The 26,040-nt window shown below is 70.5% G+C and carries 28 protein-coding genes, 1 pseudogene and 1 riboswitch; of the genes and pseudogenes, 13 read left to right on the top strand and 16 right to left on the bottom strand.

Features of this window, described 5'->3' with window-relative positions; genetic code table 11:
* Positions 1-170: 170 nt before the first annotated feature.
* The gene (locus ACH34W_RS12535; RefSeq protein ID WP_395960969.1) at positions 171-1,463 is read right to left on the bottom strand and encodes an acyltransferase family protein; all 1,293 of its coding nucleotides are present in this window, start codon (positions 1,461-1,463) and stop codon (positions 171-173) included.
* Between the two features lie 189 nt (positions 1,464-1,652).
* Complete coding sequence (locus ACH34W_RS12530; protein WP_395960968.1) at positions 1,653-2,549, bottom strand: M23 family metallopeptidase; 897 nt, start codon at positions 2,547-2,549, stop codon at positions 1,653-1,655.
* 51 nt (positions 2,550-2,600) lie between these two features.
* Positions 2,601-2,686, top strand: a riboswitch (ZMP/ZTP riboswitch).
* 57 nt (positions 2,687-2,743) lie between these two features.
* Here ACH34W_RS12530 and glyA point away from each other — a divergent pair.
* Positions 2,744-4,015 carry a serine hydroxymethyltransferase gene (gene glyA, locus ACH34W_RS12525; RefSeq protein WP_395960967.1) on the top strand — a complete coding sequence of 424 codons (1,272 nt, stop codon included), beginning with the start codon at positions 2,744-2,746 and terminating at the stop codon, positions 4,013-4,015.
* A gap of 81 nt (positions 4,016-4,096) precedes the next feature.
* Here glyA and ACH34W_RS12520 read toward each other — a convergent pair whose 3' ends face one another.
* Both ACH34W_RS12520 and ACH34W_RS12515 read right to left on the bottom strand, forming a co-directional pair.
* Positions 4,097-4,972, bottom strand: a complete 876-nt coding sequence (locus ACH34W_RS12520; protein WP_395960966.1) for a DUF4429 domain-containing protein — start codon at positions 4,970-4,972, stop codon at positions 4,097-4,099.
* A gap of 10 nt (positions 4,973-4,982) precedes the next feature.
* Complete coding sequence (locus tag ACH34W_RS12515) at positions 4,983-5,768, bottom strand: class I SAM-dependent methyltransferase (protein WP_395960965.1); 786 nt, start codon at positions 5,766-5,768, stop codon at positions 4,983-4,985.
* A gap of 224 nt (positions 5,769-5,992) precedes the next feature.
* Here ACH34W_RS12515 and ACH34W_RS12510 point away from each other — a divergent pair, with 224 nt between their 5' ends.
* Genes ACH34W_RS12510 through ACH34W_RS12495 form a run of 4 tightly spaced genes read left to right on the top strand, consistent with a single transcriptional unit; the run spans position 5,993 to position 9,081 of the window.
* Complete coding sequence (locus tag ACH34W_RS12510; RefSeq protein ID WP_395960964.1) at positions 5,993-6,682, top strand: carboxymuconolactone decarboxylase family protein; 690 nt, start codon at positions 5,993-5,995, stop codon at positions 6,680-6,682.
* Complete coding sequence (locus tag ACH34W_RS12505; RefSeq protein ID WP_395960963.1) at positions 6,675-7,256, top strand: GNAT family N-acetyltransferase; 582 nt, start codon at positions 6,675-6,677, stop codon at positions 7,254-7,256. Before ACH34W_RS12510 ends, ACH34W_RS12505 begins: the two co-directional genes overlap by 8 nt.
* A 56-nt stretch (positions 7,257-7,312) precedes the next feature.
* The gene (locus tag ACH34W_RS12500; RefSeq protein WP_395960962.1) at positions 7,313-8,740 is read left to right on the top strand and encodes an NAD(P)/FAD-dependent oxidoreductase; all 1,428 of its coding nucleotides are present in this window, start codon (positions 7,313-7,315) and stop codon (positions 8,738-8,740) included.
* 17 nt (positions 8,741-8,757) lie between these two features.
* Positions 8,758-9,081 (top strand): DUF1330 domain-containing protein, encoded by a 324-nt coding sequence (locus ACH34W_RS12495; RefSeq protein WP_395960961.1) that lies wholly within the window; start codon positions 8,758-8,760, stop codon positions 9,079-9,081.
* Here the strand turns inward: ACH34W_RS12495 and ACH34W_RS12490 are convergent.
* Together ACH34W_RS12490 and ACH34W_RS12485 are read right to left on the bottom strand one after the other, a co-directional pair.
* On the bottom strand, positions 9,058-9,828 hold the full coding sequence (locus tag ACH34W_RS12490; RefSeq protein WP_395960960.1) for an isocitrate lyase/phosphoenolpyruvate mutase family protein: 771 nt from the start codon (positions 9,826-9,828) through the stop codon (positions 9,058-9,060). The genes ACH34W_RS12495 and ACH34W_RS12490 overlap by 24 nt on opposite strands.
* The gene (locus ACH34W_RS12485) at positions 9,828-10,592 is read right to left on the bottom strand and encodes a hypothetical protein (protein WP_395960959.1); all 765 of its coding nucleotides are present in this window, start codon (positions 10,590-10,592) and stop codon (positions 9,828-9,830) included. Before ACH34W_RS12485 ends, ACH34W_RS12490 begins: the two co-directional genes overlap by 1 nt.
* Positions 10,593-10,755: 163 nt before the next feature.
* On the opposite strand from ACH34W_RS12485, the gene ACH34W_RS12480 reads away from it, so the two are divergent.
* A complete protein-coding gene (locus ACH34W_RS12480) occupies positions 10,756-11,181 on the top strand; it encodes a hypothetical protein (RefSeq protein WP_395960958.1) in 426 nt (141 codons plus the stop codon).
* On the opposite strand, the gene ACH34W_RS12475 is transcribed toward ACH34W_RS12480, so the two are convergent.
* Positions 11,182-11,328, bottom strand: a complete 147-nt coding sequence (locus tag ACH34W_RS12475; protein ID WP_395960957.1) for a hypothetical protein — start codon at positions 11,326-11,328, stop codon at positions 11,182-11,184.
* 75 nt (positions 11,329-11,403) lie between these two features.
* Between ACH34W_RS12475 and ACH34W_RS12470 the strand changes: the two genes are divergently transcribed.
* Both ACH34W_RS12470 and ACH34W_RS12465 read left to right on the top strand, forming a co-directional pair.
* Positions 11,404-12,273, top strand: coding sequence for a LysR family transcriptional regulator (locus tag ACH34W_RS12470; protein ID WP_395960956.1), 870 nt, complete (start codon positions 11,404-11,406; stop codon positions 12,271-12,273).
* Between the two features lie 39 nt (positions 12,274-12,312).
* The gene (locus tag ACH34W_RS12465; protein ID WP_395960955.1) at positions 12,313-13,320 is read left to right on the top strand and encodes a hypothetical protein; all 1,008 of its coding nucleotides are present in this window, start codon (positions 12,313-12,315) and stop codon (positions 13,318-13,320) included.
* A gap of 49 nt (positions 13,321-13,369) precedes the next feature.
* Here the strand turns inward: ACH34W_RS12465 and ACH34W_RS12460 are convergent, their stop codons facing one another.
* Positions 13,370-14,308 (bottom strand): LysR family transcriptional regulator, encoded by a 939-nt coding sequence (locus ACH34W_RS12460; protein ID WP_395960954.1) that lies wholly within the window; start codon positions 14,306-14,308, stop codon positions 13,370-13,372.
* 73 nt (positions 14,309-14,381) lie between these two features.
* Here ACH34W_RS12460 and ACH34W_RS12455 point away from each other — a divergent pair, with 73 nt between their 5' ends.
* The gene (locus tag ACH34W_RS12455) at positions 14,382-14,765 is read left to right on the top strand and encodes a RidA family protein (protein WP_395960953.1); all 384 of its coding nucleotides are present in this window, start codon (positions 14,382-14,384) and stop codon (positions 14,763-14,765) included.
* Between the two features lie 49 nt (positions 14,766-14,814).
* On the opposite strand, the gene ACH34W_RS12450 is transcribed toward ACH34W_RS12455, so the two are convergent.
* Entirely contained in the window at positions 14,815-15,303 is a 489-nt protein-coding gene (locus ACH34W_RS12450; protein WP_395960952.1) for a MarR family winged helix-turn-helix transcriptional regulator, read from the bottom strand.
* A 115-nt stretch (positions 15,304-15,418) separates the two neighbouring features.
* Between ACH34W_RS12450 and ACH34W_RS12445 the strand changes: the two genes are divergently transcribed.
* Both ACH34W_RS12445 and ACH34W_RS12440 read left to right on the top strand, forming a co-directional pair.
* Entirely contained in the window at positions 15,419-16,477 is a 1,059-nt protein-coding gene (locus ACH34W_RS12445; protein WP_395960951.1) for an amidohydrolase family protein, read from the top strand.
* Between the two features lie 16 nt (positions 16,478-16,493).
* A pseudogene (locus tag ACH34W_RS12440) lies at positions 16,494-16,613 on the top strand (winged helix-turn-helix transcriptional regulator); the annotation flags it as partial.
* Between the two features lie 92 nt (positions 16,614-16,705).
* On the opposite strand, the gene ACH34W_RS12435 reads toward ACH34W_RS12440, so the two are convergent.
* From ACH34W_RS12435 to ACH34W_RS12420, 4 genes are all read right to left on the bottom strand, one after another.
* Positions 16,706-17,482 (bottom strand): ABC transporter permease, encoded by a 777-nt coding sequence (locus tag ACH34W_RS12435; protein WP_395960950.1) that lies wholly within the window; start codon positions 17,480-17,482, stop codon positions 16,706-16,708.
* Entirely contained in the window at positions 17,479-18,453 is a 975-nt protein-coding gene (locus ACH34W_RS12430) for an ABC transporter ATP-binding protein (RefSeq protein ID WP_395960949.1), read from the bottom strand. The genes ACH34W_RS12435 and ACH34W_RS12430 overlap by 4 nt, the downstream gene beginning before the upstream one ends.
* 76 nt (positions 18,454-18,529) lie before the next feature.
* Positions 18,530-19,198: a response regulator gene (locus ACH34W_RS12425; protein ID WP_395961186.1), complete on the bottom strand. Its 669-nt coding sequence runs from the start codon at positions 19,196-19,198 to the stop codon at positions 18,530-18,532.
* Positions 19,199-19,241: 43 nt separating this feature from the next.
* A complete protein-coding gene (locus tag ACH34W_RS12420) occupies positions 19,242-20,447 on the bottom strand; it encodes a sensor histidine kinase (protein ID WP_395960948.1) in 1,206 nt (401 codons plus the stop codon).
* Between the two features lie 170 nt (positions 20,448-20,617).
* Here ACH34W_RS12420 and ACH34W_RS12415 point away from each other — a divergent pair, with 170 nt between their 5' ends.
* Positions 20,618-22,141 (top strand): alpha/beta hydrolase, encoded by a 1,524-nt coding sequence (locus ACH34W_RS12415; RefSeq protein ID WP_395960947.1) that lies wholly within the window; start codon positions 20,618-20,620, stop codon positions 22,139-22,141.
* 59 nt (positions 22,142-22,200) lie between these two features.
* Here ACH34W_RS12415 and ACH34W_RS12410 read toward each other — a convergent pair whose 3' ends face one another.
* Positions 22,201-23,412: an Ig-like domain-containing protein gene (locus ACH34W_RS12410; protein ID WP_395960946.1), complete on the bottom strand. Its 1,212-nt coding sequence runs from the start codon at positions 23,410-23,412 to the stop codon at positions 22,201-22,203.
* A gap of 103 nt (positions 23,413-23,515) precedes the next feature.
* Here ACH34W_RS12410 and ACH34W_RS12405 point away from each other — a divergent pair, with 103 nt between their 5' ends.
* Entirely contained in the window at positions 23,516-24,103 is a 588-nt protein-coding gene (locus ACH34W_RS12405; RefSeq protein ID WP_395960945.1) for a hypothetical protein, read from the top strand.
* Between the two features lie 207 nt (positions 24,104-24,310).
* Here ACH34W_RS12405 and pgl read toward each other — a convergent pair whose 3' ends face one another.
* Complete coding sequence (gene pgl, locus ACH34W_RS12400) at positions 24,311-25,093, bottom strand: 6-phosphogluconolactonase (RefSeq protein WP_395960944.1); 783 nt, start codon at positions 25,091-25,093, stop codon at positions 24,311-24,313.
* Positions 25,090-26,040 carry a glucose-6-phosphate dehydrogenase assembly protein OpcA gene (locus ACH34W_RS12395; protein ID WP_395960943.1) on the bottom strand — a complete coding sequence of 317 codons (951 nt, stop codon included), beginning with the start codon at positions 26,038-26,040 and terminating at the stop codon, positions 25,090-25,092. Before ACH34W_RS12395 ends, pgl begins: the two co-directional genes overlap by 4 nt.

Here is a 26,040-nt window from a genome sequence, read left to right as displayed (position 1 = left end):
CGCACACGCTGGCGCGGACCACACGCTGACGCGGCCCACACGCTGGGCGCAGACGCACAGGGTGCGACGCACAGGATGCACAGATACGACAGGGCCCGGCTCTCCGATCGGGAGAGCCGGGCCCTTTGTCGTTGCCGGGTCTGTCGTTGCCGGGTCCGTCGTCGGCGGGGTCAGGGGCCGGCGGAGGCCAGGACGGGCTCGGGTGCCTCCCGGGGGACGGGCGGCCTGGGCGGCGCGGCGGAGGGCTCGGCGCGGCGGGCCAGACGGCGGCCCAGGCGCTGGGCGGGGGCCTCCACGAGGCGCTGGGTGAGATGCGAGAGCGGGAGCAGCGCGGCGACGAACGCGATCATGAGGAGCGGGCGGTCGGCGGGGGACCGCCCTACGATCTCCTCCAGGACCACCAGCACCACCGGGTGCAGCAGGTAGACCGAGTAACTGATCACTCCCAGCCAGGTCAGGATCCGCGGCATGGAGCGGTGGCGGAGCGCGTACCCGATCGCGAAGACGAGCGCCGCCACCAGCACGGCGGAGATCCAGGCGCGCCGGACGGCCCAGTCGGTGGTCTCCGGGTTCCAGGCGGCCAGCCGCGTCATGCCGAGCACGCAGGCGGCCCCGATCACCGCGGCGGCCGTGAGGACGGCCGAGCGCCACCGGATCTGGCCCTGTTCCGCCCGGTGCAGCGCGGTGCCGGTGAACATGACCGCGAGGATGATCAACCCTTCCCAGGCCGGGATGCGGGCGTTGAACAGCAGGAGCCCGGCGGCCACCGCCGCGCCCAGGAACGCGCCCGCCCGGCGCATCCCCGGGCTGCGCGAGCAGGCGAGGCCGATGGCGGTGACGACGGTGATGCCGGTGCCGAGCACGACCGGGGTGACTCCGGCGCCGGTGGCCAGCGCCATGCTGGGGAGCACGCCCGCGAGGAGCAGGGCCGCGACGGTCAGGGCCAGCGCGATGCTGCTCGACCGCCGGTGGAGCCCGGCCGTGAAGAACGCGACGGCCAGCAGGTAGAACACCATCTCGTACGACAACGTCCACATCACCTTGAGCGCGCTGGGCACCGCGAGGAGATCCTGCAACATCGTCAGATGGGACGTCACCAGGGCGATCGGGTCGTACGCGTCGACGAGACCGCCGGGGAGCACGTCGAGCGAGGCCGCCTCCAGCATCAGGACCGCGCCCAGCGCCACCAGGAGCAGCGGATAGATCCGGAAGGCCCGGCTGATCCAGAACCGGCGAAGCGAGCCGGTGCGCTCCAGCGAGGCGGGGATGATGTAACCGCTGACCAGGAAGAAGACCAGAACACCGGCCAACCCGGGGTCGAACCACGCGAGCACGTCCTTGTGGAAGGACGGCATGAACCGAGCCGTGCCGTGATGGAAGGCCACGGTGAGCGCGGCGAGGCCGCGCAGCGCGTCCAGCCAGCCGAGCCGCCCGGCACCCGCTGACGCGGCACCCCGTGGCACAGCACCCGGTGACACGCCACCCGCTGACTCGGCACCCACCGACGCGGGCCCCGGTGGCACGGCTCCCGGAATAGGTGAGGCGGGTTGTCCGGTTTTGGTCATCCAGGGACCCTAGTGGCACCGGTGACATGCCCGGGCCCGATCCTCACGGATTCATTGAAGTTTAATCACTTTCTTATTGCGGCATCGTCAAGGTGCCGGGGCGTGATCGGTGGTGGGCACGGTGAACGGGCGGTGGCCGCCCGGGACGCCACGCTGCTCCTCGCCGTCGACCTCGTAGCGCTCGAAGGCGAAGGGCACGCCGTTGGCGATCATAGGCCGGGGCCGGTCCATCAGCTGGAAGTGCAGGTGCGGCTCGGAGGTGTTGCCCGAATTGCCGCAGTCGGCGATGTGCTCGCCGACCCGGACGCGCTGACCGGGCTTGACCTTGATCGAGCCGCGCTTGAGGTGGGCGAACGCCGCGTACGTGCCGTCGCCCAGGTCGAGGATCACGTGGTTGCCGATAATGAAGCCGGGACCACCCAGCTCGCGCACCATGGCCTCGACCATCATGAACGGCAGCGCGATCCACGAGTTGCGGCTCCAATGGTCGCGGTGCCAGCCGGCCACCCGGACGACCTCACCGTCGGCCGGCGCGAAGATCGGCTGTCCGAAGCCGGAGAAGGTCCCGGCCCGCCGCGCCGGAGGCCAGGCGTGCACACCGGACCAGTCGTCCTCCTCGTCCGTGTGATGGACGAGGTCAATGGCGTAGGTCTGGCCATACGCGTCCACGCCGTGGCTGGGCACCTTGTCGGCCGGGCTGTGCACGGGGACCCAGCTGCCTCGTACCGGCGCCTGAATGGAGCGCGGCGCGCCGTCGGCATGAGCGTCGTCGGCGGCCGGGGCGTTCAGCGGCCTGCCGGCGAAGCATTGCGGGGCGAGCCGGGCCGGGTGCACCAGCATCAGTGCGAACCCCGCGACGATCATGAACAGTGCCGCCAGCAGCACCCAACGGTTGCCATGCAGGTACGTCGACAGGGCGAGGACGGCACCGATGAAGATGATCAGCGTCTTGAAGCGGCTCACGTGCAAGGCGAAAGTCCTCATGACTCCAGATTACGGATTTACGGAATTCCGTCAATCCGAGCTGAGCTATGCTTGCGGCCACGCGACTGGCGCAGTCAAGGTGGAGCCACCACCGGGGAGCGAAGACCGTCCGCACACCGCGCGCCTGGGTGTACGGGTCCCTCAGCCGGGGGTTCCCGTCACGAGCCCCGGGTGTGATCAGCGCGGAGGTTGTCATGCATCAGCCGGCCATTCCCCATCTGCACGACCAGGATCCCGACATCGCCGGGCTGGTCGAGGCGGAGGCCCGCCGCCAGTACGAGAAGATCCGCCTCATCGCCTCCGAGAACTACGTCTCTCCCGCGGTCCTGGAGGCCACCGGCTCGGTCCTCACCAACAAGTACTCCGAGGGCTACGCGGGCCGCCGCTACTACGAGGGCCAGCAGAACGTCGACCCGATCGAGCTCCTCGCGATCGAGCGCGCGAAGGCCCTCTTCGGCGTCGAGCACGCCAACGTGCAGCCGTACTCGGGCTCGCCCGCCAATCTCGCGGTCTACATGGCGTTCCTGGACCCGGGTGACAAGGTGATGGGCCTGTCGCTGCCGATGGGCGGCCACCTCACGCACGGCTGGTCGGTGTCGGCCACCGGCAAGTGGTTCACGCCCGTGCGCTACGACGTGCGCGCCGACACGGGCCGCGTCGACATGGACCAGGTCCGCGACCTGGCGCTGAAGGAGCGGCCGAAGCTGATCTGGTGCGGCGGCACCGCGATCCCGCGCACCATCGACTTCCCCGCGTTCGCCGAGATCGCGCGGGAGGCGGGCGCCGTGCTCGCCGCCGACATCGCGCACATCGCCGGGTTGATCGCCGGCGGCGCGCACCCGTCGCCGGCCGGGCACGCCGAGGTCATCTCCACCACCACGCACAAGACGCTGCGCGGCCCGCGCGGCGCGATGCTCATGTCCACGGCGGAGCACGCCAAGGCCATCGACAAGGCGGTCTTCCCCGGTCTCCAGGGCGGCCCGCACGACCACACCACCGCCGCGATCGCGGTCGCGCTCAAGGAGGCCGCGCAGCCGGACTTCGCCGGTTACGCCCGCCAGATCGTGGCGAACGCCCGCGCCCTCGCCGACGCGCTGCTCGAACGCGGCTACGACCTGGTGTCCGGCGGCACCGACAACCACCTGATCCTCATCGACCTGACCAACAAGGGGGTCGCCGGCAAGCCCGCCGCACAGGCCCTCGACCGCGCCGGGATCGAGCTCAACTACAACGCGGTGCCGTTCGACCCGCGCAAGCCGTTCGACCCGTCCGGCCTGCGCCTGGGCACCAGCTCGATCACCACCCGCGGCCTGACCGAGCAGCAGATGCCGCAGGTGGCCGCCTGGATCGACGATGTGGTGCAGGCCACCGCCAAGGACGACGAGGCCGTGCTGGCACGGATCGCCGACCAGGTGCGCGAGTTGCTCGCGGCTTATCCGATGCCCGGCTGGGCACCGACGCCGTGACGCCCCGCCGGTCTTGACGTTGTGCCGGTCTTGACGCTGTGCTGGTCTTGACGCTGTGCTGGTTCTGACGCCGTGCCGGTCTCAGAACCGGCGGAGCAGCGCCTGCTTGGCCGTGGCGAACTCCTCGTCGTTCAGGATGCCCTCCTTGTGGAGTGCGCCGAGTTCGCGGAGGCGCCGCAGCAAAGTGTCGTGATCCTCGCCCGGAGTCTCAGCCTGCGCGGGCTCCGGGCTCGGCGCCTCAATCTCGATCGGTGGTGCGGCCGGATGCGGCAGGTGCGCCACGACGGCGGCCGCCACCAGTGCGGTCAGGCCGCCCTCCTTCTGGATGCCCCAGGCGAGGCACTGGGGGTCTTCCTCGGCCGTGAGCCTGGAGTCGCCCTTCTTGAGCCGGAAGCGGAGGCAGCCGTACCCCATCCCGGACTGTGGCGCCCACTCCACGCCCGCGATCTCGGCGAGCTCGAACAGCTGCGGGCCCGCCTCCTCCTTCTTCGAGTTCGCCATCCAGTTGAACTCGAGACGGACGCGCTCGCCGTCGAACGAGGCCGTCCCGTCACCCGCCGAGGCGCTCACCGGCACCGGCGGCCCGGGCATGAGGTAACGGTCGCACGGCCCGTCCGGCACCTGTTCGAGGAGCATCGCGTTGCGCACCTCGTCGACGAAATACTCGGCCACGCCCGTGCGCCCGCCGTCCACCGACAGCCGGTACGGATCGGCGGCGGAATCGGAGAGGCCGCCCGCGACGGCCTGGCTGAATGGATCTGAGGCGGCGCGCAGCCTCAGCCGCAGCCGCCCGCCCTTGCGGCCCGGCTCGAACGCCACGCCTGCCACCGCCTCCAGCGGTACGACGAGCTCGCCGAGCGCCTTGCGAAGTTTGTGCACGCCCCGGTCCCGGCCAGGGACGATCCGGAGCACCTCACCGTCGAACGTCCACGTGCCGTCGCGCGCAATGACCTCCATGGAGGAGATCCTAGGACGGCTCCGCACGCCGGAGAACAGTGATCATCCGCCAGGCCTCCGGATCAGCGAGTCCGACCTCCCCGAAGTCCCCGTACTGAGCCACCACCTCCAGCGTGCCGGACAGGCGGATCGCGGCGGTGAGCTCCGTCGCCGTCCAGAACCGGTAGGGCACGACGTCGCGGATCACCCGCGGCGCGCGGTCGCCTTCGGCGATCGTCATCGTGACATGGTCGTCGGCGATCTGCGTGACGGGATCGAGCCGGTCGGACGGCTCACCCCAGCGGACGGTGGCGTGCACGCCGTCGCGATCCACCGTCCAGGCCGTTCCCACGCTGGGCTCGTCGGTGAGCCGGTCCTTCGGGTGCGACATCTCCACGACGTAGAGCCCGCCGTCGGCGAGGTGCGCGGCGGCACGGTCGAGATGCGCTGTGAACGCGTCGAGCGTCATCAGGTGGGACGTGGAGTCGAGCATGGTGATGACCAGGCCGAACCGGCGGCCGAGATCGAAGGCGGTCATGTCCGCCTGCACCACCTCGACCTCCAGGCCGGCGAGCTTGGCCTGCTCGGCGGCGTACGCGCACATCGCCGGGTTGAGGTCCAGCGCGGTCGCCCGGATCCCGCGCCGGGCGAGCTCGCGGGCGTGCTCGGCCGGTCCGGCGGCCAGTTCGAGCGCGGTCCCGGCCGGCGTGCCCGAATGCTCGGCACACCAGGACAGGAGGACGTCCACCTCGGCGGGCACGTTACGGAACGAGCAGGCCAGCTCATAGGCCCACGGGTCGTCATAGATGCCGGTCACCGGGCCATCCTCCCAGTCCCGCCGGGATGGACCGGCCATGAACGCAGCGCGGATGAGAGGTGTGTGTCATCTGGCAGCGTGTTATCTGGCAGATGGTGCGGTGGTGCGTACATCACTCGCGTTCGCCCATCGCTGTTACGGAATGGCTACGTCATCATGAGCTGACGGTTTCACCTTTCGGGACGGGGTTGAGGCGCGTCCCCCGAGCGCATACCGTGCCGTAAGTGATCGACCCGCTGAGTGGTGAGGACGTCAACGAGCAACCCGTGACCACCGGCCGTCCCGCCCGGCTGCCGCTCCTGCCGCCGGGAATGCTGAGCGACGAACAACGCGAGGTCTACGACGCCGTGCGCGGCGGTCCGCGGAGCGGGCGGGCACCGGTCTTCCGGTTCGTGGACGACGACGGCCGTCTCCTCGGCCCGTTCAACGCCATGCTCTACAGCCCCGCGGTCGGCGGCCCGCTGCAGGAGCTCGGCGCGGCGCTGCGCTTCCAGACCTCGTTCACCAAACGGGAACGTGAGATCGCGACGCTGGTGGTGGCCGAGCACTGGCGCTCGGACTTCGAGTGGTACGCGCACGAGCGGGTCGGCCGCCGGGCCGGCCTGACGGAGGAGGAGCTCGACGCCCTGCGCGAGGGCCGCGCGCCGATGCTGGGCGACGTGCGCGAGCGGGTGGTGTACGAGGCGGCCCGGCAGCTCGCCGCCGAACGTGACCTCGGCGACGCGCTCTACACCGAGGCGGTCGCCACCCTGGGCCGTTCCGCCCTCGTCGAGCTGGTCACCCTGGTCGGTTACTACGCGGCACTGGCGCTGCAGTTGCGTGTGTTCCGGGCGGGCGTGCCGGAGGGCGAGCCCGCCCCGGTCTGGAAGGAACCCGGACCGGCCCCCGAGTGGAGAGAGCGTGGGCATGAGTGACGGCGTGGGCATGAGCGACGGCGTGATCTTTGGCGATGACGTGCTGCGCACCGACCGGCTGGCGCTGCACCCGGTCAGCATGAGCGATCACAGGGCGCTGCTGGCGCACTGGACCGGCCCGCTCGTACGCCGGTACCTCTTCGACGACAAGACGCTCTCGGCCCTGGAGGTCACCGAGATCATCGCGGTCAGCCAGCGGGATTTCGCCACCGAGGGCTACGGGCTGTGGGCGCTCCGGGCGGCCGCCCGCGGCGACGCGATCGACGGGGTGCCGCCTGCGGGCTCGCTCGTCGGGGTCGCCGGGCTGCGCGGCCATGGCGCCGATGTCGAGATCGTCTACAGCCTCGAACCCGACTGGTGGGGGCAGGGTCTCGCGGAGGAGGCGTCGCGCGCGGTGCTGGACTACGCGTTCGACGTACTCCAGCTGCGCCGGGTCACCGCCGAGATCGACGCGGCCAACGGATCCTCGGCCGAGCTGGCCGAACGGCTGGGCATGCGCCCGAACGGCGACCCCGGGCACTACCAGGCCGAACGCGTCAGCTGGCACGGATCACGCCATTCCATCGATGCATGACGACTGATTCAGTGCTACGTGATGCCTTTGGAGGGTGATTACGCCAGGATGTGGGCATGGGTTCGACTCTGCCGCCCGCGCCGCGTTCCGACGACCACGTCAACGGCGAGGTCTCGTACTGGTTCCGGGACGGAGGCGTGCCCAAGCCAGGCTCACACCTGTCGGGCGCGCGCGCCTGCGACGTCTGCATCGTGGGCGCCGGCTACACCGGCCTCTGGACCGCGTACTACCTCAAGCGCGCGCGGCCGGATCTGCGCATCGTCGTTCTGGAAAAGGAGTTCGCCGGATTCGGCGCGTCCGGCCGCAACGGCGGCTGGGTGGTGGGCGAGCTCGCCGGATCCCGCGAGGGGTACGCCCGGCGGCACGGCCAGGCCGCGACGGTGGCTCTGCAGCGCGCCATGTTCGACACCGTGGACGAGGTCGTCCGGGTCGCGGCCAAGGAGGGCATCGACGCGGACGTGGTGAAGGGCGGCGTCCTGACCGTCGCCCGCAACGAGGCGCAGCGTGCCCGCCTCACCGGCCTGGTGCGGAACGCCCGCGAGTGGGGCTGGACCGAAGAGGACCTCGTCGTGACGGGACCCGGCGACCGCATCGAGATCGAGGGCGCGGTCGGCGCCGTCTGGAGCCCGCACTGCGCCCGCGTCCAGCCCGCGGCGCTGGCCCGCGGACTGGCCAAGGCGGTCCGTGATCTGGGCGTGGAGATCTTCGAGCGCACCCCGGTGATCAGGATCCGCCCCCGCACCGCCCATGTCCCCCCGGCCGCGACCACGCCCTACGGCACCGTCACCGCCGACCATGTCATCCGCGCCACCGAGGGCTTCACCGCCGCCCTGCCCGGGCACCACCGCGACTGGCTGCCCATGAACAGCTCGATGATCGTGACCACGCCGCTGCCCGCGGACGTCTGGGCGCGCATCGGCTGGGAGAACGGCGAGCTCCTCGGCGACATGGCCCACTACTACATGTACGCCCAGCGCACCGCCGACGATCGCATCGCGTTCGGCGGCCGGGGGAAGCCCTATCGCTTCGGGTCGCGGATCGACGACGGGGGCCGTACCCAGCCGCAGACCATCGACCTCCTGTGGCGGATGCTCACGGAGATGTTCCCGGCCGTCGCAGACAAGGGCGAGGTCGCCCACGCCTGGTCAGGTGTTCTCGGAGTCCCGCGTGACTGGTGCTCGACCGTCGTGGTGGACCACGAGTCCGGCCTCGGCCACGCCGGCGGCTACACCGGCCACGGCGTGGCGACCGCCAACCTCGCCGGACGCACCCTCCGCGATCTCGTCCTGCGCGAGGACACCGACCTCACCGCGCTGCCCTGGGTGAACTGGCGCGTCCGCCGCTGGGAGCCCGAGCCGCTCCGGTGGCTCGGCGTCCAGGCGATGTACGCCCTCTACCGCGCTGCCGACGCCCGCGAGTCGGCCTCAGGCTCGTCCCGCACCTCACTCCTGGCCCACGCAGCCGACACCATCACCGGCCACTGAACCGTTAAATTGCGTGAATGGCCCCGGTATACGCGCTCAACCTCTTCGACGTCGCCGACCGCGACGAGTACCTCGCCTACTCCCGCCGTTCCGCCCGCGAGGTAGCCGCGCACGGCGGCCGGGTAGTGGCGCTAGGCAAATTCCGTGAGTCCGTCACCGGCGAAGTAGAGCCACGCCAGGTGCTGATCCTCGTCGAATGGGAGTCCAAGGAGGCCTTCGACTCCTACCGCAACGACCCGGCGCTAGCGGACCTGCACCCGCACCGTGAGAACGGCTCGTCCGCCTACATCTGGCACCTCTTCGACAAGCTAGAAGACCTACGCCCCCTCCTCAAGGAGTGACTGGACGTCGGCGTAAGACGGGACCGGGTGGTCGGCTGGCTTTCCCGCAACGCCGAAGGCGGTGTTGATGGCGGTCTGGAGGGCCGCGCGATAGAGCAACGAGCCGCAACTGACCCGCTTAACGCCCAACTCGGCCAGCCGGACGAAGTCGGTGCGGCCTGGCATGTGCAGGACGTTCAGAGGTAGGGGGAGTCCCTCAACCAACGCGCGCACGTCGTCGTCCTCGGCGGCACCCGGTACGAAGATGCCGTCCGCGCCCGCATCGGCGTACGCGTTGGCCCGTTCGAGCGTCTCGTCCAGGGTTCCCTTCCCGAGCCAGAACAGGTCCGTCCGAGCGTTGAGGAAGACCTCCGGCGCAGCCGCCTTGACGGCCTCGATCATCGCGATTTGCTGGTTGATCGGCCTCAGTGTCCCGTCGGCGTAACCGTCTTCGAGATTGACGCCGGCGATGCCAAACGAGACCAGCTCGCTGACCAGTGCACCTACCTCGTCCGGCCGCTCGGAGTATCCGCCTTCGATGTCCACCGTGACCGGGACCGGCAGCCGAGCCAGCCGCCGTGCGAGCACGATGGTTTCGTCTTTCGTGTCGCCCGAGGCGTCGGGCTTCCCGGCCACGCCCGCCACCCCGAGGCTCGTCGTGCCGATGGCGGGGAAGCCAGCCCCGGCCATGAGGGCACCGCTGGCGAAGTCCCAGGCGTTCGGCAACAGCAACGGCTCGTCACCATGGTGCAGGGCATGGAAGTCCATTAGTGGATCCCCTCCGCGCGAAGGGCATCGAGGACGCCGGCGGCCAACTGGACGGCGTGATCGGCGCCGGGGCATGGGCGCCTGCCTGCGCCGAAGGTCAGGTGCGGGAAGCCCTCGAGGTTGGCGGTCTTGATGTCCAAGGTCACCAGGGTGCCGTTGGGATCGAGGCGGCGGAGGGCGGGGACAGGCGGGTCGAAGCGCAGGGTGTCCGTGATGATCGACTCGCTGTCCACGAAGGTGCGGGTGGCTGCCTTGGTGATCAGGGTGGCGGTCGCCTCGCAGGACTGCATGAGGATCGCCAGGCGGTTGGCGCTCTCCTCGTCGGAGCCGGGGGAGAGGAGGTCGACGAGGGTGGAGACGGCTCTGTCGGCCGTCTGGGGCTGGTCTGTGCCTGTCAAGTAGACGGCCGCTGCGATCGGGACGGCCTTGATCAGGGCGTCCAGGTCGGTCACTCCTAGGGCACGTCCCAGCACGGCGGTGGGGACGGGGCGGGCTACGGCGGCGACGGGGTCTTGCGGGGAGGTCTTCAGGATGGTTGTGGCGCGTTCATAGGCTCCTTGGCGCAGGGCTGCGGGGTCCATCTGCGCCAGTTCTTTGGTCACGATGGCCAGGCGGCGGTCGTGGTCTTCGCCCTCACTGAAGCGGCACACGTTCTGGCGCAGCCATTGCAGCGTGCCGCGTGCGGCGTGGCCCGGGACCGGGGGAACGGCGTAGCGGTCATCGGACAGCACGGCCGTTATGTCGGCGTGGGCTCGGATCTCCATGCCCCGAACGTAGGGCGGAGTCGCTTCGACGCCAGCCGAAGTGTTCAGCGGCCATCGCTTACCTGGCGTCCCGCCCGCAGATAGTTGTTAGGAAACCCTCAATCTTGTTTGCTGTTCGAAGCCGGTCGTGCGCATCTAGATGAAGATGGCCGGTATGAGACGCATGAAAACGCGACTGGCGGCAGGCTCGGCAGGGTTCATTTTCGCTGCCGGAGCACTGCTGGCCGGTGCTCCCGCCGCTTCCGCCGCTCCCAACTTCACCTTCAACTACGACCCGACGAACAACGGGTACAACATCTATCCCTACAACGGCAGCACCATCGTGGGTGCCGGCCTATGGTTGAAGGACCCCAGCGGCTCCTATCCGGGGGACACGCTCGTGGCGAGCGACACACAGGCCGACGGCTACGGCGTCGAAACGCACCTGACCACGAGCCCGCAGCGGATCGCCTCCACCCGTGGGCACAGTGCCCGCTACGACGATTACGCCTCGGGCAACCTTCGCGAGGGCGCCAAGTACTACATGTACGTGTGCATGGTGAGGGGCGACTACTCCAACTGCTCCAACTCGGTGGCCGTGTACGCGTGACTAGTAGCTGGTGAACGGGTAGTGATCCGCACGGGCAAGATCTCGGGCGAAGGCCTTCACCTTGAGGGCCCGCCTCGCCAGGTAGCGGGTCACAGGTGATCGGTTGGGTCCGTACGCGGCGGACCACAGGATGGGCACGCGGTTCATGAATCCAGCCTCGCCCTCGCCCGGGCCATCGGTCCAACACATCATTTTGCTACCAGCCATCGCTAACGTAGATGGATGGAGATGCGGCAACTTCGCCACTTCGTGGCGGTCGCGACGCACGGCAGCTTCACGGCGGCGGCGCGCGCGGAGCTGATCGTTCAGTCGGCGCTGAGCACGTCGATCCGGAAGCTGGAGCAGGATCTCGGCGCGGATCTCTTCGACCGCACCGGGCGGCGGCCAGTGCTCACACCCGCCGGGGAGGCCTTCCTCCCGGCGGCGCGTGCGCTCCTGGCCGACGCGACGGCGGCACGCGAGGCGGTGGCGGCGGTCACCGGCTTGGAAACGGGGCGTGTCGCGATCGGCACATTCCAGACCCTGACCAGGGTCGATCTGGCCGCGGAGCTCGCCGCGTTCCACCTCAAGTGGCCGGGCGTCCAGATCTCCGTGCACGAGGCGCCGGTCGGCGAGCTGGTCGATCGCCTCCTTGCGCGCGAGCTGGATCTGGCCTACCTCGCCGCAGCGGGCCCGACCGTTCCGGATGGGCTGACCGCGTTCGGCGCCTGGGAGGAGGAGCTCGTCCTGGTCACGCCGCCCGGCCACAGGCTTGCCGGTGACGGTCGTGCGCTCTTCTCTGACCTGACCGACGAACACTTCGTCGACTTCCGCGCGGGGACCGGCCTGGAGGTGGCCGTACGCCGGCTGGCCGCGAGCTGCGGTCTGGATCGGCACATCACCTGCGAGGTCACCCAGATCAGGCTCCTGGTCGAGCTTGTGAGGGCCGGCATCGGGATCGCGATCGTTCCGCGCCTGGTGGGGGAGCGGGCCGGACTTCCCTGCCTCACGATCCGCCAGCCCGAACCCGCCCGTACAACGGTCCTCGTGGGCCGCACTCCCCAGCCGACGAACCCGGCCGCCGCCGCCCTCCTGGATCACCTGACCTCGTGAGACGTGCTTGGATACGGACAATCGATCTTGAGGGAAGGCATGACACTCACGACGCCCCCGCGCCCGCTGGACGTGGTCTCGCTCTTTCCAGAGCTGGCCGGTACGACCAGGACCGCCACTCGCCTCCACCCGCGTCCCGGCGACCCAACGGTGCACGACAGCTCGGTGGGCGGGCCGTTGTTGTGGCCTGCCGACGAGCCGTGGCCGACCTGCGCCGACGGCCACGACGTGCACAGGCTGACGACGCTGGAGGACGTCCGGACGCGCCGCCGCATTCTCGCCGAGGCGTGGGCGCGACCCAGGCCGCCCCGGACCAACCTACTGACGCCGGACGAGCAGGCGATCGTGGATCGCATCAACGCCGGACACGACGCGGCCCTGCTGCCACCCGAGCCCCTGCCGCTCATCCCGCTGGCACAGTTGTACGCACGAGACGTGCCCGACCTGCCCTGTCCCGGGGGCACGGACATGCTGCAAGTCCTCTGGTGCCCGTTCGACGAACTCCTCGAGCTTTCCTCAGCAGTGCACTTGCGATGGCGGCAGTCCAGCCATGTGAAGGAAGTCCTGTCAGACCCGCCCGAGCCCGCCTACGTCGGCCTCGCCGACTACGTACCGGCTCCATGCGTCCTGCACCCCGAGCAGGTGGCGGAGTATCCGCCGATCCACGAGCTGGACGAGGATCTCGCGCAACGCGTCATCGCCCGCGAACGAGAGCTCATCTTCTCCGATGACACGGAACAGCCCCGGTACAGGGGCGCCCTCTCGGGGGCTCCCGGCTGGAAGGTCGGTGGCTGGCCCGCCCCGTGGAGTTTCCGCGGCCCTGCCGAGCCCGACGAGTTGCGGTGCCGCTGCGGTGCACCCGTGGAGGCCCTCCTCACCATCGACAGCAGCGAATGGGACGGAGAGAGCGGCAGCTGGCGTCCACTCGAAGACCTACACGCAAGCGAAGACTGTCCCACGATGGTGACCGTAGGCCGCGGCTACACCCTGCAGATCTACCACTGCCTCCAGGAGCCCGGGCACCCACCGTTCACCGCCCTCCAATAACAGCAAGGGGTGACGCTGGCCGCCCGGATGCACGTCAGCCGTATACTCATCAGCCGTGTGCAGGCCGCCGCCCTCGCCCACCAGGCGGGCCTGCTGAGCTGACCACGGCTGCCACGAACGCGCTGAGCAGTGGGCCCGGCTCTCCGGCCGGCCGGCAGAGGGCCACGACGCAGGGATCCGGATCGGGGGAGAGGCGGCGGAACGCGACGCCCCGCAGCCGGATACGGGCCACTCCCGCAGGCGCGATCGTGACGCCGAGGCCCGCTTCGACGAAGGCGACCAGGGTCTGCCATTCCACGGCCTGCTGGGCGATGTGCGGTGTGAAGCCCGCGTCCGTGCAGACGCGCAGGATCCTCGCGTGGAACGCGGGCCCCTCGGCAGGCGGAAAGAGCACGAACGGCTCCTCGGCCAGTGCGGCGACCGGCACTTCCCGTTCCGCGGCGAGCGGATGAGTGCGAGGCAGGACGGCCACGAGACGTTCATGGAGCACGGGCACGGAGGCGAGGTCCGGCTCGGACGGCGCCTCGCGCACGAACCCGGCGTCGAGGTTCCCCGTCCGCAGCGCCTCCACCTGCGGCGTGCTCGTCAGCTCACGGAGGTCGAGCCGCACACCGGGGAACCGCGCACGGTACGCGCCGATCACCTTGGGCAGCAGGGTGAACGCGAGCGAGGCCGCGAACCCCACCCGGAGAAGCCCCGTCTGACCGAGGCCGGCCCTGCGGGCCGCGTCTAACCCGGATGAGACCTGGTCGAGCGCGGCCCGCGCGGCTGGAAGCAGCTCTCGGCCTGCTGGGGTGAGGGTCACCCCGCGCGCGTGCCGTTCGAACAGCGGATGGCCGACCCGGTCCTCCAAACGGCGGATCTGCTGGCTGAGCGGTGGCTGCGAAATGCCCAGCCGCTCGGCGGCCCGCCCGAAATGCCGCGTCTCAGCCACCACGAGGAACGCACGCAGCTGGCGCAGTTCGAGTTCCGGCGCGGGCAGCATCATATGGTCAGAGATATCACAAGGCCCCATATGGCGTATTGGACGTATGACCTGGCGTTTTCCTAGAGTCCCGATCATGCAGAACCGCAGATCGATCCTGTCCGGGTCCACGTTCGAAGAGCAGATCGGCTACGCGCGGGCGGTGGTGGACGGCGAGTGGGTGCACGTCTCCGGGACCACCGGATTCGACTACGCCACGATGACCATCCAGGACGACGTCGTCGCCCAGGCCGAGCAGTGCCTCGCGAACATCGAGGCGGCGCTCACCGAGGCCGGCGCCACGTTCGACGACGTCGTCCGGGTCCGCTACATGCTGCCCGACCCGGCGGACTTCGAGCCGTGCTGGCCGGCCCTGCGCAAGGCCTTCGGCACCGCGCGGCCCGCCGCGACCATGATCTCCTGCGGTCTGGCCGACCCGAGGATGCGCATCGAGATCGAGGTCACCGCCCGCCGCGCCTGACCCGCCGTCACCTGGCCGGTGAGCGGGACGCCGTGGGTCTCGCCGAGGATCAAGATCCTCCGGGTTTGATCTCCGTTGGACGGTCCATCCGCGTCACGAGTTCCTCCAGCAGCCCGACCAGTCGCTCGCGGTCGGCAGGCCGGAGCCACCCGAAGATCTCCTCGCCCACCACCGCGGCTTCGGCCTGCGCGAAGTGCAGGCGCGCGCGGCCCTCGCCGGTGAGCTCGATCGCGTACGCGCGGCGGTCGTGGGCGGCCCGGCGGCGGGTGGCCAGCCCGAACCGTTCGAGCTCGTCCATGATCCGGACCATCGCCGACTTGTCCAGGTCGAGGAGCTCGCTCAGGTGGCGCTGGCTGGTCGGCCCGTGCAGGTCCAGTGCCGACAGCACGCCGAGGTGACGGACCTCGATGCCGAACGGCTGCAGGCGGTCGTTCAGCTTCTGGCGCGAGTTGAAGTGCGCTGTCGCCAGCAGAAATCCCAGCGCGAGGTCGTCGCCGCGCGGGTCGCCCAGGACCGACGGCGTCTCCGGTGGTTGCACGGCTCCATCTTAGAGGCATCCGATATAGTCTCATGTGAGACATTCTTGTATGCTCCCAAATTGGGCGGCTTCAACGTAGGGGAGATGTTCAAGCATGGGAGATGCGATGCGCCACATGAGCAGGCGGCAGGCCCTTCAGGCGGCCGCTGTCACCACGGCTGCGGTCGGGCTCGGTTCGTCCGCCGCGGCCGCCGGGACCGCTGGGGCCGCCGGAAACCGCCCTTTCCGGATCGACACCCACCACCACGCCGTTCCGAAGGAGATGCGCAAGTGGGCGGTCGAGCAGGGCCTGCTGCCCCCGGAGGGCGGGCCGCGGTGGGGGCAGTGGAGCCTGTCCGAGACGCTCGAGACGATGGAGCGCAACCAGATCGCGATGGGTGTCGCGTCGGCGCCGGTCCCGTCCATGGCGTTCCGCGACCGGGCCGTGGCGGTGTCCGGGACGCGGATCATCAACGAGGACCTGGCGAACCTCGTCCGCAAGCACCCCACGAAGTTCGGCTTCTTCGCCTACCTTCCGCTGCTCCACATCGACGTCGCACTGCAGGAGGCCGCGTACGCGCTCGATGTGCTCAAGGCCGACGGCGTGCTGCTGATGACCAACGACGGGACCCGTTACCTCGGGGACAAGGCGTTCGACCCGCTCTTCGAAGAGCTCAACCGGCGGCAGGCCGTGATCTTCACCCATCCCTTCTCGCTTCCCGGGGAGCACATCGAGGTCCCGGGAATGGAGGACTGGATCGCCGACTTCATGCTGGACACGACCAGGGCCGCCTTCAACCTGGCCGCCTCCGGGACGATGGACCGGTATCCCCGGATCTCGGTGATCCTCTCTCACGCCGGCGGCTTCCTCCCGTACATCGGCGGCCGGATCGAGCACGCTGGCAGAACGGGACGCGGTCCCAGCCCGGCCGCCTTCCGCCGGGCGGTCCGCCGGTTCTACTACGACACGGCCGCGCCGCCGTCGCCGTACGCGACGCCCACCCTGCTGGCCGCCGCCGGTGCCGGGCAGCTTCTCTACGGCACCGACTGGGCGCAGACGACGGCGGATGACGTCAGGCACACCACACGCGGCATCGAACGCGACCCGGTGCTGAACGACCGCATGCGCGACGCCATCTACCAGGGCAACGCCCTCCGCCTCATGCCCACGCTCGCCCGCCGCGTACGAGCGTGATCCACGCCCCTGCTCGATCGCCTGGATCCTCGCCCGCCGCCCCTACAGCGAACGCCCGCCGCGCGACGAGTACGTGCTCACCGAACGTGGTCGTGAGCACGTGCCCATGCTGCTCGCGCTCATGGCCTGGGGCGACCGCTGGACGGCGGGTGAGGACGGCCCCCCGATGACCGTCCGCCACGAGGCCTACGGCCAGGCCGTCACCCCGTCTTCAGCTGCCCGGCCCGGCTACTTCACCTCACGCTTGATGAGGCGGATCGTCCCGATGACGAGCGGGAGAAGCAGCCAGAGTGCGAGTGATGTTCCGGCGCGGGCCCATTCCTCGGCGGTGATGCCGGGCTCGCTGAGCGCGGTGAGCGTGCGGTTGGTGTCCAGCCAGCTCGCCGGGCCCTTGAGCTTGCTGATCATCTCGCCGAGCGCCGACCAGAGCGTGGGCAGCACGAAGAAGGACGCGATCGCGAGCGGCGAGTTCATGAAGAGCATGCCGAACGCGATGCCCATGAAAAGCAGGAGCACCGCGAAGAGGACCGTCAGGCCGAAGCGGCCCGGACTCAGCGACCAGCTCCCGTCCGAACGGCCCATCAGTTCGCCGACCGTACGGGCGATCAGTGCCGTCACGAGCCCGACACAGGCGAAGAGGGCACCGAGCGCCGAGCCCGCGATCAGCTTGGCGGCCAGGATCCGGGGCCGTTCAGGGACGAGGGTGAACGTGGTGAGCGCCGTGCGCTGGGACCATTCGGTCGTGACCGCGAGGATGCCGAGGACGGGAAGGAGGAACGAGACGCCGGTCTGCGAGGCGGTGAAGAACTCCAGCAGCGTCTGCTCCTGCTTCGGCACCGCGAAGAGCACGACCGGCATCATCGCCACGGCGGTCAGACCGATGAGGATGAGCAGCCAGCGGCCCGAGCGGGTGTCGGTCATCTTGCGGAGCTCGACGGCCGTGAGCCGGAGGAGGGGCGGGCGGGCCGGCTCCAGCAGGGCGGACGGCGCGGTCATGGCGGTCATCGGAGTGTCTCCTGCGTAGCGGGGGCCGCCGCGGCCGGGTTGGCAAGGGCCGGGTTGGTGAGGGATGGATTGGCAAGGGACGGGTTGGCAAGAGATGGATTCGTGAGCGAGAGGAACAGCTCTTCCAGACCGCCCCCGCTGGCCTGGCGCAGTTCGAGCAGCACGGTGCCGGTGGCTGCGGCGGCACGTCCCACCGCCTCGGCGGGGGCGTTGACGACGAAGGCGCCTTGGCCGTCGGGCCGGGCAGGCAGCCCCGCCTGGGCCAGCGCCGCCTGCAGGGCGGCGCCGTCCAGGGCGCGGACCACGACGCCGGTGGGCTTGGTGAGGAGTTCATGTTTGGTGCCCTGGGCGGCGACGCGCCCGCCCGCGATGACCACGAAGCGGTCGGCGACGGCCTCCACTTCGAGCAGCAGGTGGGAGGAGAGCAGGACCGTCCCGCCCCGGTCGGCGAAGTCACGCAGCATGGAACGCATCCAGTGGATGCCTTCCGGGTCGAGACCGTTGGCGGGCTCGTCCAGGATGAGCACGCTGGGATCGCCGAGCAGGGCCTGGGCGATGCCGAGGCGCTGCCGCATGCCGAGTGAGTAGCCGCCGACCCGGCGCTTGGCCGCCTTGGGCGACAGTCCCACCCGGTCGAGCATCTGGCTGACGCGCTCCTGGTCGACACCGAGGACCTGCGCGGTGAGGGCGAGCGTCTCTCGGCCGGTGCGGCCGGAGTGCTGCGCGGCGGCGTCGAGGAGGACGCCGACGTGGCGGCCGGGATTGCTGATCCGGCGGTACGGGACGCCCTTGACCGTCGCCGATCCCGTGGTGGGCGGGGTGAGGCCGCAGATCATCCGCATGGTGGTCGACTTGCCCGCCCCGTTGGGGCCGAGGAAGCCGGTGACCGTTCCCGGCTCGCAGCGGAACGAGACGTTCTCGACCGCGTTGACCTCGCGATAGCGCTTGGTCAGACTCTCAACACTGATCATGCCTTCAAGGCTGCCGGTCACGGCCGGGCCGGCGCGTCGGCCGGGCGTCGAGAGCCGGCTCGACCAAAGTCGGTGGTCAGTCGTCCGATGGATCGTCGCTTGGATCACCGCCGTGCGCGTCGTGCACGAGCAGCGCGATCTGGACCCGGTTGTTGAGCTCCAGCTTGGTGAGGAGCCGCGAGACGTAGGCCTTGACGGTGGCGACGCTGAGCGAGAGCTCCTTTCCGATCTCGCTGTTGGTCTTGCCCTGCCCGACCAGCAGCGCGACGGCCCGCTCGCCCCCGCTCAGCCCGTCCAGCCGCTCGCGGGCCCGGGCCTGCCGGGGGTCGACGCCGGCGTCCGCCACGTACGACATCATCCGGCGCAGTACCGGCGGCGACATCATCGGCTCACCGGCCGCGACCTGCCGGATCGCGCGCATGATCTCCGGCGGCGGCGTGTGCTTGAGCAGGAACCCGCCCGCCCCGGCGCGCATCGCGCGCAGGATGTGGTCGTCGGTGTCGAACGTGGTCAAGATGATGATCTCGGGTGGCTCCCGCCGCGAACGCAGCAGCTCGGTGGCGGCGAGCCCGTCCATCCGCGGCATCCGGATGTCCATCAGCACCACGTCCGGCCGGTGCTGGTTGACCGCCGCCACGACCTCGGTGCCGTCGCCGACGTCCGCGACCACCTCCAGGTCGTCCGCGCCCGCCAGCATCATGGACAGGCCCCTCCGGACGAGGGCGTCGTCGTCGACGATGAGCACGCGGATGGGTGAGTCCGTTTCCGTCACTGACAGATACCGTCGCTTACTGGTCGGGCCCGGCGTCATGGCCTGGCCGGGCGGGCAGGGGCAGGGACACGCGCAGCCGGAACTCGTCTCCGGTCCGGCCGTGTTCGATCGTTCCGCCGACCAGGTCGACGCGTTCGCGGAGGCCGACGAGCCCGGCCCGCGCGCCGGGGAGGTCCAGCGCGGCCAAGGCGGGCAGCAGCCGGTTGGCGACCTCGATGGTGAGCTCGGCGCCGCCGACCGCCTCGACCGTGACCCGCACGTGCGAGCCGGGCGCGTGCTTGCGGGCGTTGGTCAGCCCCTCCTGGACGACGCGGTAGGCGTGCCGGCCGATCCGGGCGGGGATCGCGGCCGGGTCGGAGACACGGGCGTCCAGGACGACGTGCGCCCCGGCCTCGCGCGACTCGTCGATCAGCGCGGGGAGATCGGTGAGCGTCGGCTGCGGCCGGTCCCGTTCGCCGGCCGTCCCCGCGTCGGCATGGGTGAACGCGGCGTCGGCGCGGAGCACGCCGATCACCTCGCGCAGGTCCTCCATCGCCTCATACGCGGTCTGCCGGATGATCCCCGCCGCCTCGCGTTGCGGCGCCGGGGCGTCCGGGCCGAACTCCAGCGCCCCCGCGTGCACCGAGAGCAGGGAGATGCGGTGCGCGAGGACATCGTGCATCTCCCGCGCGATCCGCTCGCGTTCCAGCAGCCGGGCCTCCTCGACCCGAAGCCGCTGGCCCTCCTCTGTCTCCCGGGCCCGCTCGCGCAGCGATTTGATGAGCTGGCTTTGCGAGCGGACCAGCAACCCGAGGGTGATGAGGACCGCGTAGCCCAGACCGAACGTGACCAGCCCGTCCCGGTACTCCGAGGGGCTGATCGGAGCGAGCTTGAAGACGCTCGCGATGATCGAGAGGTTGGCCCCGGCCACGAGCGCGGTCACCCGCCAGGAGCAACGGGCGGCGACCGTCCATACCGCCAGCGCGGCGGGCCCGTAGGCGGTCGAGGCCAGGATCTGGATGATCATGAGGACGACGGCGAGCGTCACCGGCCGGGTCCGCCGGAACAGCAGGAGCAGGACGCAGCCCACCGCCCCGACCGCCATGTCGGGGATGATCGCGTTCTTCTTCTCGTCGGGGAAGCTGTCGAGCGACGCGGCCAGCATGACGAGGCCCACCATCGCCGCGAAGGCGGTGACGCCGGCGTCGGCGAACCACTCGCGCTTCGACCGCCGCAGTTGCACCCGATCAACGTTACCGACCCGGCGGTCTCCGGGCAGTGACCGCAGGTCGATGCGCCATCGACTTTGGTCGATGGAGCCAGCCCCCGGAACGGCGGACCGGCCTGCCCCACTCCTGATTCGGGAGGGCACTCTCCTGTGCGTGCCGCGTCCCCTCCATAGCGTCGTTGCACATGACCATCACCCCAAAGCTGATCGTTGCGGGCGCGGGGCTTGCCACCGTCGCGGGACTCGTGGCAGTGCCGGGCTCGGCGAACGCGAACCCCGACGGCCTCGGCCGCTTCTACACGCAGAAGATCACCTGGAAGCGCTGCACCCTCGGCCCCGGCGACGACGTGGGCAAGGACCTCGACAAGGCCGGCGCCAGGTGTGCCGACGTGACCGTGCCGCTCGACTACGCCAGGCCCGGCGGCCGCACGATCAAGGTGGCGATCTCGCGGCTGGCCGCCACCGGCGGCGCGAACCGGATCGGCACCATGCTGATCAACGGCGGCGGCCCGGGCCCCGCGATCGACATGCCCCCGTACATCCGCGACCTCATGGGGGACGCCGGCAAGCGGTACGACCTGATCGGCATGGACCCGCGGTCGATCGGCCGCAGCGCGCCCGTGGACTGCGGCTGGCCGGCCGGGACGTGGATCAGGTCGGCCGGTGTAGACCGCCGCGGCTTCGACCGTGCGGTCGCCTTCGCCAAGGACCTCGCCGACCGGTGCGCCCGGGTGGATCCCGAGCTCATGGCCAACATCAGCACCCGCAACGCCGCCCGCGACATCGACGTCGTCCGCGGCGTCCTCGGTGAACGGAAGATCTCCTACAACGGCGCCTCGTACGGCACGTACCTCGGCGCCGTCTACGCCCAGATGTTCCCCGGGCGGCTCGACCGCACCCTGCTCGACAGCGCGGTGGATCCTGCCAAGTGGGGGCCGGGGCTCCTCAAGGGCACCGGCGAGGCGAACGAGCGGGCGCTGGCGCACTGGGCCGGCTGGACGGCACGGAGGAATGCCGTCTACGGCCTGGGGACGACCCGGCGTGAGGTGCTCGACACCGTCCAGCGCGTCATCGGCGCTGCCGCCGACAAGCCGCTGCGGGTGGGGAAGTTCACGGTGGACGACAACGTGCTTCCCAGCCTTCTGTTCGGTTATCTCGGAGATGACCGCGACCCGGCGCGTTCCGACCTGGCCGACGCGGTGAAGGTCTTCAAGACGGCCGCCGCCGGGCGCCCGGTCGAGCCAGGGGCCCGGCTCGGTGAGGAACTGGCCTTCATGCTGACCGGGACGGAATCGCGCTACGGCAGTGCCCAGCTCGCCTTGTTGTGCGGGGACGCCGCGGGAGAACGTGATCCCGAGACCTTCTGGCAGGAGATCCAGCGGAGCCGCAAGCGGCACCCGGTGTTCGGACCCGTCGCGCACAACATCAATCCCTGCGCGTTCTGGCCGAGGACGCCGCGCGAGGAGCCGACCCGCGTCTCCACGACTCTGCCCTCGCTGGTCGTCGGAGCCACGGGCGACACCCGCACGATCTACCAGGACAGCCGGACACTGCACCGCCTGCTGCGCGGCTCACGCCTGATCACCCTGCGCGGCGCCGACTTCCACGCGCCCTACCAGGCGGCGTACGGCAACGCGTGCGTCAACGATCAGGTGAACGGCTACCTGGCCACGGGCGTCCTGCCCAGCCGCAACATCACCTGCGACTGACCAGCGCCTGTCACCCGTATGCGACTTGAGCGGGTGGGTGCTACTGGAGCGCTTGGATGCTATTTGAGCGGCTGGCCCATGACTGGAGCGCCGAGCGCACTGCCCTTGAGCCAGCCGTTCCACGAGATCGCCCACGGCGTCGGCCCGTTGCCGAAGCGCAGCTTACGGGTGGTGCCGGTGACCTCGATGATGTCGCCGCGCTGGGTGAAGTTGTAGAACCACTTCGCGTCGGAGGGCGAGGCGTTGACGCAGCCGTGGCTGACGTTGGCGCTGCCCTGCGAGCCGGTCGACCAGGGGGCCGAGTGGACGAACGTGCCGCTGTAGGTGGTGCGGACGTTCCAGTCGGTGGGCGTGCGGTAGTCACCCGGGTTGCCGGTGGTGGAGGAGTCCATGACCATGTGCGCGAGCTTCTCCTGCGCGATCATGATGCCGGTGTAGCTGTCGTCCCCGGGCTTGCCGAGGCTGACCTTCATCGTCCGGACGGTCCGGTCGCCGTCCTTCACCGTCGCCTTGTGCGTCTTGGCGTTGATCTTCGTGTAGTGATCGGCCCCGATGCTGAAGTTCAGCGTGCGGTCCTTCACCCCGTACATCCCGTTGCCCGCCTTGACGCCCGCCAGATGCGCGACGACCTGGACCTTCGAGCCCGACGGCCAGTGCTCGCGGGGCCGGAAGTCGACCTCCTTGTCGCTGATCCAGTGCCAGGCGCCCTCGACCGGCTTGGACATGCGCACTTCGAGGGACCGTTCGACGGCCGCCCGGCCCTCCTTGGTGGACACCGGTTGCGTCAGCAGGAGCTGGACCGGCATGCCGACCCCGACCTTCTCGCCCTCCAGTGGAGCCATGCCGCTTTCGAGCTTCTTGCGCGGGGTGAGGGTGGTGAACGTGGAGGTGGCGGTGACCGCTTTGCCGTCGTCGGTGCCCTTGGCCGTGACGGTGTACGTGGTCGCCGGACGCAGCGTCCACCGCGACTTCCACGACAGCCCGTCCGGAGCGAGCGCGCCGTCCGCCTTCCGTCCCTTGGCGTCGGCGACCGTCACCTCGGTCAGCTTGCCCTTGTCGGCCTTGACCGTGACCGGCTGGTCGGGCGCGACCTGCTTGGTGCCGGTGGCAGGCGTGATCGCCAGCTTGGCGGCGTCGCTCTTCCCGCCGCCTCCGCCGTTTCCGCCGCTCTTCCCGCCGTCGTCCTTCCCGCCCGACGAGCATCCGGCTGCGGCGACGGCCACCGCGAGCATGGCCGCCGCGCAGGCGCTTCCGGCCCGACCGTTCACCACTGTGCGCCTCCGCATCATTCGAGAAGGGGTTCCCCTCGTTCGACAGAGTATGTCCGGGGAAAACCATTTGCCGCCGTCTCGGACGATCCGTGACCCTTGACGCATGGAGGTCATCTTTCAGCGGGTGTCGGACACGGTCTATTTCAGCACCGCCGCCAGGGACGACGGCGTGACCGTGCGGGTGCCCGGCTACGACCGCACCAGCCCGGTCCCGCATGACCTCGCCCATTTCGTCGCCGAGCGCGAATTCGGGCTGGCCAGGGCCTTCTGGGGGAGCGTCGCGGCGGGCGCCATGTTCACGAACATGAAGGTCGTCGAGGGTCGGCGGCGGCCGCACGCCGACGAGCGCTCCAAGCGGATCATGAAGGCCAACGGCCTGTGGCTCGGCGCCGGGGAGGCCGTCGCCGGGGCGATCCACGACGCGGTCGAGGAAGGCCACACGGCCGAGCGTGCCTTGGAGGCGCTGCGCAAGATGCACAGTTCCGTGAGCACCGAGCCGCTGCCGGTCGGCGTCGAGGACGTCGAACGGGCGATCAGCGCGCTGCGCGCCGCCGCGGACCGCTGGGCGGAGATCCCGGCGGGGGAGGGCATGGCCCTCTCGTGGCGGGTGCCCGTCTACGACCCGGGTCTCGGTGACCGCCGTTCCAAGGACCGCAAGGGCGGCCGCCGCAAGCCGCGCGGTGTGCGCTAGCCCGCTCCGAGCGCCCGGAGCAGTGCCTGGAGCACGGTCTCGCCCCGCGGCGAGATCCGGTAGCCGACCGGGAGTCCTCGACGGCGAGTACCCCCACCGCCGTTCGCAAGGTCGTCCCCGCCCGCACCCGCGGACGGTCCCAGCGGCGGAACGCCAAAGTGATCGTCCCGTCGGCGAGGCCCGCCCACGTGTGCTTGGGGAACAACATCAGGGTGAGGCGATGCGTTCGATGCCGGGTGGCAGCTGCGACGCCGCGGTCCGGTCCAGCAGGAACAGTGTTCGCTGGCGCCCGCGCGCCCCGGCGACGGGTACCTGCACCGGGCCCGCCTCCTTCGACAGCCCGAGCCGCACCGCCCTGGCCTTCTCCTCGCCCGCCGCGAGGATCCAGACCTCGCGGGCGGCCCTGATCGAGGGGAACGTCAGGGAGATACGGGTGGGCGGCGGCTTGGGCGCGCCCCGAACCGCCACCACCGGCCGCTCGTCGTAGACCGCCGGCATCTCCGGGAACAACGACGCCACGTGCGAGTCCGGCCCCACCCCCAGCATCAGGACGTCGAACGAGGGCACCGGCCCGTGGTCCTCTGGCCTGGCCGACGTACCCAGCTCCGCGGCGTACCGTTCGGCCGCCGCCTCCGGGTCGTTCCCGTCGGGGCCGTCGGTGGCGGGCATGGCGTGCACCCGGGCCGGGTCGACGTCCACGTGGTCGAGCAGTGCCTTGCGGGCACCGGTCTCGTTGCGTTCCGGATCGCCGGTCTGCAGGAAACGTTCGTCGCCCCACCAGATGTCCAGGCTCCGCCAGTCGATGGCGTCGCGCGCCCCGCTGGCGCAGAGCTCGGCGAGCACCGCGGTGCCCACTCCGCCGCCGGTCAACACCACCGAGGCGGTGCCCCGGGCTGCCTGCACGTCGACGATCCGGGTCACCAGCCGGGCCGCGACCGCCTGCGCCAGCAGCGCCTGGTCCCGGTGGATGAGGACGGTCGGCGTGGTCATAGGCCGTCCGCCTGCTCCGGCGCGGCCGCCTTGGCACTGGACAGGTCCTTGGCGAACCGGGCCGCCGCCTCGTGGTAGGGCTCGTCCGGGTCGAGCCGCCGCAGCTCCTCGGCCAGCAGCTCCGCCATCGGGCGGCGCATCAGCGACACCTGCCGGTCCGGCTGGTCGGGACGCGACAGCGTGGCCACCCGCCCGTCGCAGCGCGACACCGCCAGGTCGCCGCTCGTCGTGGTCAGCCGGACGCCGGTGATGCCCGGGCCGTCGGAGACGACCCGGGACACCGGCACCCCGAGCCGGATTGACAACCACGCCGCGAGCAGCTCGGCGCTGGGGCTGTCGGGCTCCGCGGACACCTCGCCGCCGACGATCTCGTCGTGGTCCTGGTCGAGCGCGGCCGCGAGCAGCGACCGCCACGAGGTGAGCCGCGTCCAGGTGAAGTCGGTGTCGCCCGGCCGGTAACCCTCCGCCAGCTTGGCCAGGGTGCCGAGCCGGTCATGGGCCGCATAGGAGTCGGTCACCCGGCGCTGGGCCAGCGCGCCCAGCGGGTCCTCGCTGGGGATCTTCGGGACCTTGCCGCCGGGCCACCACGTCACCACCGGCGTGTCCGGCATGAGCAGCGGGACCACGACCGAGTCGGCGTGCTCGGCGAGCGGCCCGTACATCCGGAGCAGCACGGTCTCGCCCGGGCCGGTCTCGCCCATCCGGATCTCCGCGTCCAGGCGCGAGGTGCTGCCGCGCGCCTCCCGGGAGATGACCGTCAGGACGCGGCACGGGTGCTCGCGGGACGCCTCGGTGCCGGCCCGGACGGCGTCGTACTGCGCCGACTCGTCGGTCACGATGATCAGTGTCAGCACCATGCCGACCGCGGGACCGCCCATCAGGTGCCGTGCCTGGGTGAGCGCCTCCTGGATCCGGCGGGTGCTGGTGTCGGTGAGGTCGATGTTCAT

The sequence above is a fragment of the Actinomadura sp. 6N118 genome, from assembly GCF_044326415.1.
Classification (GTDB): Bacteria; Actinomycetota; Actinomycetes; order Streptosporangiales; family Streptosporangiaceae; genus Spirillospora.
Note: the sequence above shows the minus strand (reverse complement) of the source record. Positions and strands in the feature narration are given on the sequence as shown.